Annotated in this window: 10 protein-coding genes; all 10 read right to left on the bottom strand. The window is 44.9% G+C overall.

Features of this window, described 5'->3' with window-relative positions:
- Positions 1–9: 9 nt before the first annotated feature.
- The 10 genes from polA to LZ23_RS17050 all read right to left on the bottom strand — a co-directional run bounded on the left by polA (position 10) and on the right by LZ23_RS17050 (position 14,074).
- The gene (gene polA, locus LZ23_RS17095; RefSeq protein ID WP_045216175.1) at positions 10–2,577 is read right to left on the bottom strand and encodes a DNA polymerase I; all 2,568 of its coding nucleotides are present in this window, start codon (positions 2,575–2,577) and stop codon (positions 10–12) included.
- Positions 2,540–3,589 carry a DHH family phosphoesterase gene (locus LZ23_RS17090; RefSeq protein WP_045216174.1) on the bottom strand — a complete coding sequence of 350 codons (1,050 nt, stop codon included), beginning with the start codon at positions 3,587–3,589 and terminating at the stop codon, positions 2,540–2,542. Before LZ23_RS17090 ends, polA begins: the two co-directional genes overlap by 38 nt.
- Before the next feature lie 234 nt (positions 3,590–3,823).
- Complete coding sequence (locus tag LZ23_RS17085; RefSeq protein ID WP_045216172.1) at positions 3,824–4,324, bottom strand: bifunctional adenosylcobinamide kinase/adenosylcobinamide-phosphate guanylyltransferase; 501 nt, start codon at positions 4,322–4,324, stop codon at positions 3,824–3,826.
- Positions 4,317–5,054, bottom strand: coding sequence for a cobamide remodeling phosphodiesterase CbiR (gene cbiR / locus LZ23_RS17080; RefSeq protein ID WP_052507477.1), 738 nt, complete (start codon positions 5,052–5,054; stop codon positions 4,317–4,319). The genes LZ23_RS17085 and cbiR overlap by 8 nt, the downstream gene beginning before the upstream one ends.
- Positions 5,055–6,141: 1,087 nt before the next feature.
- Entirely contained in the window at positions 6,142–9,222 is a 3,081-nt protein-coding gene (locus LZ23_RS17075; protein ID WP_045216170.1) for a UvrD-helicase domain-containing protein, read from the bottom strand.
- Positions 9,223–9,547: 325 nt separating this feature from the next.
- Positions 9,548–10,270: a MogA/MoaB family molybdenum cofactor biosynthesis protein gene (locus tag LZ23_RS17070; RefSeq protein ID WP_045216315.1), complete on the bottom strand. Its 723-nt coding sequence runs from the start codon at positions 10,268–10,270 to the stop codon at positions 9,548–9,550.
- A gap of 340 nt (positions 10,271–10,610) precedes the next feature.
- Positions 10,611–11,318 (bottom strand): ABC transporter ATP-binding protein, encoded by a 708-nt coding sequence (locus tag LZ23_RS17065; RefSeq protein ID WP_045216168.1) that lies wholly within the window; start codon positions 11,316–11,318, stop codon positions 10,611–10,613.
- A gap of 2 nt (positions 11,319–11,320) precedes the next feature.
- On the bottom strand, positions 11,321–12,103 hold the full coding sequence (locus tag LZ23_RS17060) for an ABC transporter ATP-binding protein (protein WP_045216167.1): 783 nt from the start codon (positions 12,101–12,103) through the stop codon (positions 11,321–11,323).
- Positions 12,100–13,062, bottom strand: a complete 963-nt coding sequence (locus LZ23_RS17055; RefSeq protein ID WP_045216165.1) for a branched-chain amino acid ABC transporter permease — start codon at positions 13,060–13,062, stop codon at positions 12,100–12,102. The genes LZ23_RS17060 and LZ23_RS17055 overlap by 4 nt, the downstream gene beginning before the upstream one ends.
- A gap of 106 nt (positions 13,063–13,168) precedes the next feature.
- The gene (locus tag LZ23_RS17050) at positions 13,169–14,074 is read right to left on the bottom strand and encodes a branched-chain amino acid ABC transporter permease (RefSeq protein WP_045216164.1); all 906 of its coding nucleotides are present in this window, start codon (positions 14,072–14,074) and stop codon (positions 13,169–13,171) included.
- Positions 14,075–14,287: the final 213 nt, after the last annotated feature.

Genomic DNA, 14,287 nt, shown 5'->3' with positions numbered 1-14,287 from the left:
CATGTCTCCTTATTCATGGGCTTCAGCCCAGTTTTTACCAATGCCCCAGTCTACTTCCAAAGGTACATCAAATTTTTCAACACTACTCATGACATAAGCCAGTCTTGCTCCAGCCTCTTCAGCATATTGCTGGTCAACTTCCATGAGCAGTTCATCATGTATCTGCAAAATCAGAACAGCTCCCATTCTTCTTAGCTCAGGATCTCTGTCCACAGCAAGCATGGCCTTTTTAATAACGTCTGCGGCAGATCCCTGTACCACAGTGTTGATGGCCATTCTTCCGGCCTGCTGAGCAAGGTTGGAGTTCCTGGAATTTATATCCGGCAAAAGTCTTCTTCTGCCAGCGATAGTGGTAACATATCCCTTGCTGGAAGCCGTCTTTTCTATATCATCATAAAATTTTCGAACCTTCTCAAGCTTGCTGAAGTAGATCTTGATAAATTTCTTGGCTTCATCCAGTGAAATCAAAAGTTCCCGACTCATTTTTTGAGGCCCCATACCGTAAAGCAGTCCAAAATTTATGGTCTTGGCCTTACGACGTTCATCTGAATTTACATCGGCAATATCCTTTTCAAACAAAAGACCTGCAGTACGGGTATGAATATCCTCTTTTCGGGCAAAGGACTGCAGCAGATTGGGATCTTGAGACATGTGGGCCAGGATACGCAACTCTATCTGGGAGTAGTCAGCTGAAACAAGCATTTGTCCAGCCCTGGCTACAAAACATGATCTTGTTTTAGGACCAAACTCACCTCGAATGGGGATATTCTGCAGGTTGGGATTACTGCTGGAAAGCCTGCCGGTAGCTGTGGCTAACTGATTAAAAGTTGTATGCAGACGCCCGTCTTTGCCCACCTTGCCGGGCAGGGGTTCAAGATATGTGGAGCGAAGTTTCTCAAAAGTTCTGTACTGCAAAATAAGCTCGATAATGGGATGGTCTCCCTTCATGGCCTCCAGCACTACATTGGATGTGGAATATGCCCCGCCTGGTGTTTTGCGTCTTGGTTTAAGAGCAAGATCTTCAAAAAGCACAGTGGCAGTCTGCTGGGTTGACCTTATATTGAACATTTTTCCAGCCTGGGCAAAAATATCCCTTGTCAGTTTATCAAGTTTCTCCTTCACCATTTCAAGGAATTCCGAGAACTCTTTAAGATCGATACCAATCCCTGCCCTTTCCATCTTCAAGAGCACAGGAATTAATGGCATTTCCAGTTTTTCCAGCAAAGGCAGAAGATCTGCATCTGCAATTCTTTTTTGCAGCAGCAGCCCGAGCTGCAGTGCCGCCTGTGCCTTGTTATCCTTATGTACGCTTATTTCCTGTGAATATGCTCTGTAAATATGTTTGTAATCATATTCTCTAGCCTCAGTGTTCAAAAGATAGGCTGCGAGAGAGATATCAAAGAACTCTGAAACAGGGGATTCAAGCCACTCTGAATCAATTCTTGCCAGCTCTTTCAAGGAAAAAACATATTTCTTGATTCCTGAAAAATCAGACTGGTCCCTGGAGTTAAGTTCCCATTCCTCGGAATCAACGCCCACCAGCAGCAATTTACCTTCTGGAACAATCCCCGCACACTGCACTGAATTAAGGTCTGGCAGTCCACTTTTTCTGGTAACAAAAGGCTGTCCCTCAGCGAGCATGGAACTCTTTTTTTCCACTTTTCTGCCTGCAAGACTGCCAGCTTCCCTTAAAAGGGTTCTGAATTCAAACTTTTCCAGAAAAGCAGTTAAAGACGCATTGTCTAACGGTTGAACCCTTATTTCATGAGCTTTTATCTCAGGCTGTGAGTCTTTTTTGAGCCTTGTAAGTTCCCGGTATATAAATATTTTTTCCAGATGATCTTTGAGCTTTTTCTGGAAGTTGGCTGGAATATTTTCAAAATCGTCTCTGATGGTTTCCAGACTTGGGAAGTCCGCAAGCAGGGCTGATGCCGACTTGGGACCAATGCCCGGAACTCCGGGAATATTATCTGACTTGTCTCCCACCAGAGCCTGATAGTCCGGCCATTGATCAGGGGTTAGACCGGTCTGTTTTTTAAAATCAGACACAGTCATAATGACCTCCTTCTTACCTCCCGGGTCCCACATAACCACCTGGTCATCCAGCAGTTGCCTGAGATCCTTGTCTGAAGCCACTATGACCACAGGATGGTCCTTTTTCAAGGTTTCCGTCTGTCCTGCAATAAGGTCATCTGCTTCAACTCCATTGGAAACATATGTCTTAAATCCCAGGTATCCGACAGCATCCAGAAGGGGTTCAATCTGAACACTAAGATCTTCAGGCATTTTGGGACGCTGTGCCTTGTAGTCCTGAAATATTTCATTTCTGAAGGTGGGACCTTTGCCGTCCATAAAAAGGGCCGCATAACCTGGTTTCTCCTCACGCATCAACCGCAGCAGTATGCGCAGCACAATATATATGGCATTGGTGGGAAAACCATCTGATCTCTTAAGGTCAGGAAAGGCATAAAAAGCTCTGTACAGAAAAGAACTGCCATCAATCAGATATACCGGGGCACCTTTTAAAGACAACTTTTCTCTAAGCACTTTCCTGATCTCCCAGGGCAGATACCCCATTAGCTGAGTTTTGCTTGCCCTTTGCTTTTCTTTTATGGTTATAATCAGCAAGACGACTGAGAATAAACTGATGGGCATGAGTCTTGTCAATTTTTTCAATGGGTATCTCTGCCCGGGCCATCTGTTTATGACCGCCGGCCGGCCCTAAATCACTGAACATCTGGGACGCCATTTTACCCATATCCTTTCTAAGCCCGTCCCCCCTGAAAATTACCACAAGAGAATCATCGTGAAGCCCACTGACCATATCCCAGGAAATATTGTGAATGCGCAGAAAAAAATCAGCCAGGATTACCAGAATGTCTGGAGATTCTACTTTACCCATGAATACACTGGAGCCCTGCCCCAGGAGCTTGATCTTGCGAAAGGCCAGAGAAAAGTATTTCAGCCATTCCTTATGGAATTCAGAACGGACAATTTTCTGCAAGAGTAAGGGATTATAAAATTTGGTCAGATACCTGAAAGCCCGGATATCAACATCGTGAAACTTTCTTTCAAAGCTCTGGGTATCAGTTTTGATGCCATAAAGAAGCGCTGTGGCCAGCAGTTTCCCAGGCCTGATATTGAGATTATAGAGGTACTCTGTCAGCAGGGAACTGTTGGAGCCATAGTCAGGGTTGATTTCCTTGTAATCAGCCTCCACCGGCTTATCCTTATTAAGAGGATGGTGGTCCAGAACAATGGAAAATTTAAGTTTCTCAAAGTCAGGATGATGATGCGGCTGGGAATCCACCAGAGCAAACTTGTCATACTGAGCGATCAGAGGAGGTGTCAGCTTCAGGGTAGGTATGCGCAACAACTTAATCATGGCCAGATTATCAGGCCTTGAAATATCGTTGACATGAGCAATAGCCACTGACTGCACTTTGCGGTACAGTATCCTCTTCAAAGCCATGGCTGAAGCCAGTGCATCCGGGTCGGCATTAATCAGGATAAGCAGTCTCTCATCTTTTTTCTTGAAGAGATCCGTCATATCTTTAAGCTTGGTGTCAAGATTTCTAAAGTAACCCATAAATCCTCATGTTCTCAGGTTAATTAAGCATGGTCTATCAACATATGAGCGCCGATCAGTGACTTATCGCTTAAACTTCTAACACTACAGCGACACTTTTTTTAATCTGGAAGGTGACTGGCTCTTTTGCCGCCTGATAGCCTGCCTGTTTTACGGTTTGAGGTCGGCAAAAGTGCCTGTTTCCGGTGGCCGAGGCGATAATTTGCGCAAAGTGTCGCTGTAGTGGTAGAAAAACTACTTTATTTTTAAAGGCTGACCAGCGACTACAAGAAATAATTCCTGACTAATGGCTGCCAGACGCTGATTTATCATGCCCAGTTTCCTGGCAAAGTTGCGCACCATGGAAGAAGCAGGCAAAGGCCCAAGACTGATTTCTGCGGATACAAAGATTATTCTTTTCTTTTCAAGGTCTTTCAAAACATTAAAAAAATATGCATAATGTTTGTCCTGATGCTCTGAAAAAATAGAGAAAACCCAGAAATCAATACTGTCTATCAGTATGGGGCCTGAAAAGTCTGACAGGGACTCTAAGACCCCACCCAGGTCCATGTCGGATTCAATAACTGGAACGGCTGGATCACGGTTAATTTTGTGATGCCTGATCTGATCATTGAAATCCAGATCATCCGCCTTTCCAGTGACAATAATGGTTCCAGTACTTTTGCCCCCTCGCATAAGCTCAAGAGCAAAATCACTTTTACCTGATTTATTTCCTCCAAGTACAAGACTAAACAAACTCCAAACCCCAAGAGTCTGCCATTTCTAATAAAATGCGCTTAGAGTCAAGGAAATCTTCCAAATGAAAAACCTCGATCAAAACACTGGAACCTGAAGGTATTTCACTCAATATCCGGTGCAGCATGAGCTTACCCGAGTCTGTTATCAATCTTAACGGCGCATGTCCTGAATCATCTTCACGACCATAAACATGAATCAGGGAGGTCCTGTCCATAATGTCTTCCTTTTCCAGAAGATTGTACTGATCATATGCCATTACATGACCAATATCTAAACAGATGCCGAGATTAAAATCCTGAATTACGCCCCACACCTCGGTTAAATCGCTGGTCCTGACGTTCTCCAGCAACAGAGTTTCAGGGGCATATCCGCAGTCCATCCATAACCCTGCAAATTTTTCCATAAGTTCGGCACTATCAGGAGGGTGAAGGACATATTTGCTTGGCGCAAGATAACTTGTTTTCCGGTTTAAAGCATGCACAACGTCCAGAACATGTTGAGCGCCCTTATTCCATTCAAGGTCAAGGGGCAAATGCACATGATAAGACAACCCGTTGTCGGCAAGTTCATCCGGCAGATCTTTACTGGTGTATTCAAGACACTCTCCTGAATGGAATAAAGTCAGACCAACCTCGCTCACATGGTCCTTTAGAGCCAGTACATTTTCTGGAATCCGGCCCGGCAAAACGAAAGATGGCCCTGCCAGGACAAAAGATTTAGTAGGCATATTTATACATCCTTTTAAGTAAATTCAATCGTATATGCAATAAATTCAGAGCATTATGGTTTTACCATAAAGATTGCTTCGGTTGCTTAGGCTCCCTCGTGGGTGACAGGTTTTGCGCAACTACATTCCTGACAACTCAGGTGTCATTGCGAGCGAGTCTTCGAGCGCGGCAATCTCTAACGTGTTAAGGCTGATTTTTTAGTTACTCACACTTTCGGTCCCGGTCCACCCGGGTGAGGAGCTTACAAGTAACTATAATCGTTTTGATAATAAAATCAAATGGTTATAATTTTCATATTTTTACGATTTTTGCTCATGATTGATGCACATTTGCCAGAATAGTTCCGTCAAAGATGGGAGCTTTGCGCCTGGCACAGGGACTGTCCCTCGCTGTGTAAATTTTATCATTAAATCAAGTTTCTGCAAGGAACCAATGCAGCATCAGTCTTGTTTGTAGCACCTCGCGGGGACTGTCCCAATTTCCAGAAAAGTGACAGAGTCTTAAAGTTACTCACAGGTTCGGTCCCGGGCCGCCCTGGTGAGGAGCTTTTACAAGAAAAACTCAAGACAATTAAAACATATCATGAGGTAAACATCCGCTTACCATGATTGCTGCAATGTTCAATAGTTTTTTTCACCATTAGTTGAATATTTTTTTTAACTGAATAATCAGTGCCTTATATTAATAATTATCTCAAGAACACAGAATTCTTTTCAGCTAAGCATACTGACACAAAAAAAGACAGTTGCAATTCGAATGAAGGAGGAGTAAATCTATGGTATCCGCTTAAGGGGAGAAGAGCAAACAGCTTTTTGATTCCTGACAACTCAATTGAATTACGAGGCGGGCATACACTGGATCAGAGGAATATTTCTTGCATTAATTTCCATTACTATGAAAAAGTTTAAATGTTTCTGTCAACATCATCTTAACCCACTGCACATCTATTGCAGATTAAGGGGAGCAGGCCTTAAGCCCATCATGGCCCAGAAGATGTGTACATTTTACGAACGCTTCTTCTACAATCTTATCCTGAAATAACCCCCCACTTTTAAATCACATCCGGGGCCTGACAGGGAATCACCTTCACCACGCAGGCTTTTTCTCTCTGATTGTTTTTCTTATTTTACCTCTCGTTACCCGCACCCTGTCCAAGGGCAGCATGCTTAAAAACCTTGACCTTTTTAAATTTACCTTTTTGCCGTATATCTTCCTTGAGTTTGACAGGCTTAAGTAAAGTTTTTGCCTGGCCCTGGTCAGAGCAACATACAAAAGCCTTTTTTCCTGCTCAGGATCCATTTTTCTTTCATCTTCACCGATTTGCCCCAGTAAAAAGTCTGCTCCGGCAAAGGGCATAATACCATCTTCGAGACAAGGAAGAAATACAGCTTCAAACTCAAGTCCCTTGGCAGCATGCATGGTCATGACCATGACTTTCTGGGCCTGAGCCTCAATCCTGCCAAGCTCAGACTCGAGAGTTATGTCGTTAATTACTCCTGTCCATCCACCAAGCCTTTGATACTCGCTTTCAAGGGTCTTAAATGCCTTCCCTTTCCAGAAAATTCTGTCAAAAGGAGGAACATCTTCAAGATATGCTGCAAGCACGTTGGGGCCACCTGCCAAAACTTTTTCCGGACAGTCAAAAACTTTTTTTTCCCCAGCAACTCCAAGAACTCTTGATACAGCCTTAAGGATCAACTCTATCCTGGGATCCTTGAAATAAGGCATGCTTTCAGGCACGCTTACCGGTATTCCTCTGCGCTGCAATTCCTTTTCAATGGGCGGAATAAGCCCCTTAAACCTTACCAGCACTGCAATATCTGAAGGAGAATAGAAGACTTCATCACGGGTATTATCACTTTCCCAATGAGCTGTTCCCCCCAGTAATGCCTTGATCTTTTCCCCCACCCAGAATCCTTCCTGAGAGGCTTTGGCAGCCTGAAAGAAAAATATTTTGCCTGGAATATTTTGTTGAGCCTTGAGAGGCAAATCATCAGGAAAAAGTGATTGCGCAAAATCAAGAATAACCTGGGATGAACGATAATTTTCAGCAAGCTGAAAAAGTTTCAGATCCGGCCATAATTTTGACATGCTGCTGGTAATATTTTCTAAGGCCCCGCGAAATCCATAAATAGACTGCCGGGGATCACCAATGCCGAAAAAACCAGTCCCTGCCTCAGGCAGAAGACTGGCAACAAGAGATAATTGCAGCCTGGAAAGATCCTGTACTTCATCTACAAGAATATGAGTGAATGGTCTGACAAAGGAACCACTGTGAATTTCCTCCAGCCAGAATTCAAGAAGATCATTATAATCCACCAGGTTCCAGTCATGCTTTTGGCGGGCATATCGAAGCCCGTTTTCAGAAATTGGCTCCTGATTTTCCCTGGACAGGTTGAAATTCTTCCATTCATCCTTGAGGGCCGCTCCCTTAAGATCCTCATTCGCCATGCTGAACACTCTTAATGCCTCTTCCTCACCAAGTATGAGCGGTTCTTCACCGTGAATACTCTGCCAGTATTCAAAGGCCATGGCATGAATAGTTTCTGCTCTGGGCAGAGCCTGATCATTGCCATGTATTCGGGCAAGTCGTTCCTGGATCTCACCTGCAGCCCTGCGTGTAAAAGTGACTATCAGTATATGTCTTGGATTGACTTCCTGATTCAGTAATTCGCTGACTTTGCCCATAAGGGTCTGAGTTTTGCCTGTTCCAGGACCGGCCATGACCAGCACCGGACCCTGGTCATATTTGACCGCCTCCTGTTGACTGCTGTTCAGCTTTATAGAGTCCGGCATAGCCTGCTGTTCCGGCCGGCCTGACATTTCCCCGGGAGTCACCCGCTTATAATTCTCCGAATTCATTTCAACAGGAACGTACATCAGGCCTTTGCCTTTTTTGAATTCCAGACGTTCTTTGGGAGAAAAAACGCTGATCCTTCCAAACTGACCATCAAAGCCAGGATCCTTGAACACTTCCCCTGCCCTCATGCGCTGAATGGCCGCTGCGAGAACCGGAGAGTGCTTTTTTAGATCTTCCACCGGAACGTTCTGCAGAACATTGATTTCTGAACCAAAACTGCCAATGACTTCTGTATAGTAATTATGCACCTTCTTGGATTTGGGTCCGACGCTCAGAAACTCGGAAATAATCTCTTTCAGGGGAATGACTGAAAAAAAATCCGGCTGAAATTCAGGTTTTTGGGATGTATCCCGGTCAGCCAGACTGAGAACCCTGTTCAACACCCCCACTGTAATATTTTTACCGCACACAGGACATTTACCCTTATTGGCGATAGTCTGTGCAGGATCAAAAACAACATTGCATTTTCGGTGTCCATCAAGATGATACTTTCCTTCTTCAGGATAAAACTCCAGAGTACCGAGAAACCGATGCCCAAGCCCTTCTCTTCGAAGAGCCCGGTAAATGCCCTCATAACTCATGTCGCCCTGAAACATATTCACTTCTCTCCCCAGATTCTCAGCTGAATGAGCATCCGAATTGGATACTAAGGAATAACGATCCAGCTTGCTCCACATCCAGTTCATTTCAGGATCAGAAGAAAGCCCTGTCTCAAGAGCAAAGATATGTGAGGACAGATCTCCAAAACATTCTTCCAAAGTATCAAATCCGGATTTTGATCCGAACAGGGAAAACCAGGGTGTCCAGATATGGGCGGGTATTACGTAAGCCAGGGAGTCTGTTTCCAGAACCATTTCCAGCAGGTTTCGGGAGTCGAGGCCAAGAATTGGTCTGCCGTCAGACTTGAGATTGCCGATTCGATCTAACTTTTCATTGAACTTTTTCGCCTGACTCAGGCCAGGCATAAAGACTAAATTATGAATCTTTCTGACCTTGCCCCCTTTTTTGTAGATGGAGCTGATCTCAGCGGAAAGAAGAAAACGGGTGCGCGGTTTAATCTCAGAACCAAATCCAGGGACAATAGAACTAAGGTCTTTGTCATCTTTCAAGTGCAGCAAACCATCTTCACCCTGGCTCAAGTGCTGTTCAAGCAACTCCATCCAGCCTGGATGAGTAAAATCCCCGGTCCCAACAATGCTGATGCCTTTTAACTGCGCCCAGGCAGCAAGATTAAGAGGATCAAGACTTTTACTTGTGGCACGGGAAAATCTGGAGTGAATATGCAGGTCTGCAAGAAATATATCCATAAAAATAAGCCCTCACTGGCACAGGTTTATATTACCATCCGTAAGGGATCAGCTCCTTAGTTACTTACTCTTGAAACCCTGTATAAAAAACAAGAAATTGTTGTCAGTTAATAGTTAATTGTTGAAGAACAAAAGCCTGAATTTACCGCCTTACCCTGATAACAAATAACAATTAACAATTAACAGATAACAGATAACAATTAACAGATAACCGGGTTGCGAGCATGGCCCGCGTTGGTTATATTTTCTGTGAATGTACAGTCATAAAATTAAGGAGCAGATAAAGCAGGCTGAAAAGGATGTTGTTTGATAGCGCAGGTATAAATCAGGCCGCGCATTCGGACTGGTCTCCCTGCAACTTTTTCAAGGCATGTTCAACTGCAGGCAATACGGCTTCAAGATTTTCCTTTACCCCTTTGGGGCTGCCTGGAAGGTTGATAATAAGTGAAAGCCCCAGAGTGCCTGCTGCAGCCCTGGAAATAACTGCATGGCAGGTCTTATTTAAAGAGGCATTAAGCATAGCCTGTTCAAAGCCTTTGAGCCTTTTGTCCAGTACGGCATTAGTTGCCTCGGGTGTAACGTCCCGTGGACCTAAGCCTGTTCCACCTGTAGTAATCACCAGGTCAAAACCAGCTTCAAGACAAAGGTGCATCAGAAGGGATCGGAGGGTATTATAGTCATCAGGAATTATGTAACCCACACTAAGGCTAAGGCCTAAAGAAGACCTGACCATATCAGCTATCAAAGGTCCGCTTTGGTCTATTCTATCGCCTTTTGCGCCTTTATCACTCAGGGTAATCCAGGCCAGAGAAAAGCCTTTGCGGTATTTTTCCAGACTGCATTGCCCACTGATGTTACAATCTTTATCAGCCTTAAGCTTTAGAAAAATTGCCCCACGACCATCATGATCCGGCATCCAGAACTTATCCATAAGCTGGAAACATATTTCTCCGGACTTAAGAAAATCCCCGGCCCTGAGCTTTCCAAGCTCCTCCAGGCTTGCCTCATAGCCTGAGACACAGTCTCTAAGGCACGCAGGGCCTAGCAAACAGCTTTGACCTTTAACAAATTTGTCACTACCTGTTATTAGAATCAAAATTATCAACCCTTTAGTAACTTACTCTTGAAACCCTGTCATAAAAAACAAGAAAATTTGAACCGCAAAGGCGCAAAGGACTCAAAGTTAAAGACAATAAAGAAAATATTTTCTTTGAAAACCGGTCATCGATTTTCAAAAAGGCTGCCTTTTCATTTGCCGTTCCCCGGCAAATGAAAAAACTTCTTTCTTCCTTTGCGCCCTTTGCGTCTTAAGTGAGTCTTCGAACGGGCGGTTAAAATATCTTTTTTTGGGTTGCGGGTACAGCCCGCCTTAGTTTCTTCAAACTCTTCTACCCACCAAGGTAGGCCTTACGAACCTCAGGGTTTTTCAGAAGCTTGTCAGAGGAATCTTCAAGAACAATTTTCCCGATTTCCATTACATACCCGCGGTGAGCCAGCTTCAGGGCCGCCCTGGCATTTTGTTCCACCAAAAGGACAGTCAGTCCTCCCTTGTTGATTTCTTTTATGGTCTCAAAAATTGATTTTACAAGTATGGGAGCCAGGCCGAGGCTGGGCTCGTCCAGAAGAAGCAGTTTGGGATCTGCCATCAGCCCTCTTGCAATGGCCAGCATCTGCTGTTCACCCCCGGACAATGTTCCGGCCAGTTGTTCTCTGCGCTCTTTAAGACGTGGGAAGAGTTCAAAAATCCATTCCAGATTTTTGTTTATCTTATCCTTGTCAGAAACAGTAAATGAACCAAGATTGAGATTTTCCTGTACCGTAAGAGTAGAAAAAACCCTTCTGCCTTCCGGAACCTGTGCAATCCCATGCTTTACTACTTCGTGCCCCTGAAGTTTACTAATTTCAACATCCTTATAGAGTATATTGCCTTTTCTCGGGCTGACCAGACCGCTTATGGTCATCAAGGTTGTGGATTTTCCTGCTCCATTAGCCCCGAGTATGGTGACAATCTCGCCCTCATCCACCTTAATATTGATGCCGTGCAAGGCTTCTACATTGCCATAGTTAACATACAGATCATTGACCTTTAAGAGCATTGCTATTCCTCTTCTTCCTCGTCTTCATCGTCAATTCCAAGATAAGCTTCTATAACCCGCTGATCCTGTGTAACCTCCTCAGGAGTACCCTGGGCGATCTTAGCCCCATGCTCCAGAACAACTATATCCTCACAAATGCGCATAACCAGATTCATATCATGCTCTATGAGCAGGACCGTCAGGCCCCGTTCCTGCATTTTTTCAATAAGCCCCACCAGAACGTTGGTTTCATAATCATTCATGCCTCCAGCAGGTTCGTCAAGAACAATAAGCTTCGGATTGCTGGCAAGAGCTCTGGCAATTTCCAAAAGACGCTGGTTGCCATATGAAAGGTTCATGGCCTTCGAATCCATATGCTCTTTAAGTCCCACAAACTCCAGCTCCTTCAAGGCCCTGCCCAGTGCCATTTTTTCTTCTCGGCGCTGTGACGGCAAACGTAGCATGGAAGAAAAAATCCCGGAGCGCATGCGACAGTGGCAACCAGCCAGCACATTTTCCAGAGCAGATAAATTCTTAAACAATCGTATGGTCTGAAAAGTTCTGGCTATGCCAAGGGATACAATTTTATTGGTCTTGAGGCCAATAAGGTTCTGACCATTAAACATGACCTGCCCTTCATCAGGAATATAATTTCCGGTGATGAGGTTAAAAACCGTAGTCTTGCCTGCTCCGTTAGGTCCGATAAGCCCCATTATTGTTCCCTGGTCCAGGTCAAAGCTGACATCGTTTACCGCCATCAGCCCGCCGAATCTTTTGGTCAGGTTCTTGATGCTCAGAAGCGTCATAATGTCTTATCTCCTGGTTTTATTTTATGAACAGGGTACTTTCTTTGCAGAGGCGGCAGGAAGCCCTGGGGCCTGAAAACCATCATTGCCACCATGGCAGCGCCAAAAATAAGCATTCTGGCTCCGGCAAACTGTCTGAAGATTTCCGGCAGCCCGACTATAAGAAAAGCGCCAAGAATAACCCCCCGAATACTGCCTGAACCGCCAAGAATGACAATGACAAAAAGAATTACCGACTCCCAGAAATTAAAGGACTCAGGTGAAATCAAAGTCATCTTGGAAGCAAATATATTGCCCACCATGCCGGCCCAGAAGGCACCCAGCACAAATGCAATAAGTTTATAGTACGCGATATCAATTCCGCTTCCCTCAGCAGCAACCTCGTCATTTTTAATATAGTTCAAGGCTCTGACAAAGCGCGATTTCTCAAGTTGATGAAACAAAAAAACACTTAGAGCCAGAAATGCCCAGATATAGTAGAAAAATTCATGCGGCCGCCTGATGGTGAATCCGAAAATTTCTGGCCTGGAAATTCCAAATATACCGTTGGACCCACCGGTCAGCCCGAACACATTATTTACCAGGGCAATGCGCACCACCTCAACAATGGCAATGGTTACAATAAGCAGATAATCCCCGCGCAAATGAATAATGGGCCTGGCCACGAGATAGGCGAAAAGAGCTGCAGCAGCACCGCTCACGGGCAGCAGCAGCATAATGGGCACGCTGAATGATGTATTTATGATGGCTGCAGTATATGCACCAACAGCAAAAAAAGCTGCATGGCCCATATGAAACAGGCCGGTATAGCCTACTATAAAATTAAGACTCAGGGCCAGTATAGCGTAAAGGCCGATATTGTTTATAACGTCTATCCAGTACGCATTGAGAAAAAATGGACAGGCAAAGATGGCCGCAGAAAATGCCAGAACCATAATGTTATTTTTATGTTTGAGCATGCTGATAAGCCTTACAAATCGTTTGCTGTTTCAAAAAGACAGAAGCACAGGCTGCATTATCCAGTCCGAACCCGTAAACCCTGTGACATGGAAATAAAGAAGTGGCTCAAACCTTGTCAGCCACTCGTTCTCCCAGGATTCCAGTAGGCCGGAAAATCAATATGAGGATCAGGACTATAAAGGCTATGCCGTCTTTCCAGGCTGTGGAAATAAATGCCGCTCCCATGGCCTCAATGACTCCCAGCAGCAGCCCGCCTATCATAGCCCCCGGAATGTTTCCAATTCCTCCGAGCACCGCCGCAATAAATGCCTTAAGCCCGAATGCCCAGCCCATGGTAAAGTTGACCTGACCATAATAAAGTCCCACCATCACCCCTGCAGCACCACCAAGAGCAGGGCCAATGAGAAAAACCAGGGAAATGATCCGGTTAACGTTGATACCCATGAGCTTAGAAGCACCATGGTCAATGGCAACTGCTCTGATAGCCGTGCCGGTTTTGGTTTTCTGGACAAAAAAGTATAGAATGCCCATTAAAGCCAGCGATGCTGCAAGCACCAGAATTCTGAGCAGGGGAACATCAAGCCCTAAAATATTTAACGTAATCCTGGGCAGGATGTCATCCGGATATACTCTGAATCTTGGTCCCCAGATAAGCATGACCAGGTTGGAAAAAAATATTGACGCTCCAAGTGCTGAGACTACTGCAGACAACCGATCAGCCTGTCGAACAGGACGGTAGGCCACTCGCTCTAAGATTACCCCGATTATGCCCACAAGACACATGATCATGGCAATCAGCACCAGTACTCCCGCGAAAGGGCCAAGATAGGCTGTCACTCCATAGGCGGTGAGTATGGTCAGCCCAAGATAGGAACCTATGGTAAAAAGATCACCGTGGGCAAAGTTTATCAGCCGCATCACTCCATAAACCATGGTGTATCCCAGGGCTATGAGAGCATAGATACCACCTACAGCAAGACCATTGATGAGTTGTTCAAAGAAAAATTCCATTTCTTTTATCCAGGATTATATTTAGTAAGTTACTAAGGTCTAAGTCTGAAGTCCAAAGTCTAAAGTCCAAGGTCCAGGGTCTAAGGCCCAAGTTCCAAAGCCTAAAGGTCTTCAACCTTCAGCCTTCAGTCTTCTTCCTTCCCCCTCCAGCCTTCTTCCTTCAGCCTTCCCGCCTTCAGCCTTCAGCCTTCTTCCTTCCCGCCTTCAGCCTTC

Origin of the sequence: Desulfonatronovibrio magnus (assembly GCF_000934755.1) — a bacterium.
Taxonomy (GTDB): Bacteria; Desulfobacterota; Desulfovibrionia; order Desulfovibrionales; family Desulfonatronovibrionaceae; genus Desulfonatronovibrio; species Desulfonatronovibrio magnus.
Note: the sequence above shows the minus strand (reverse complement) of the source record. Positions and strands in the feature narration are given on the sequence as shown.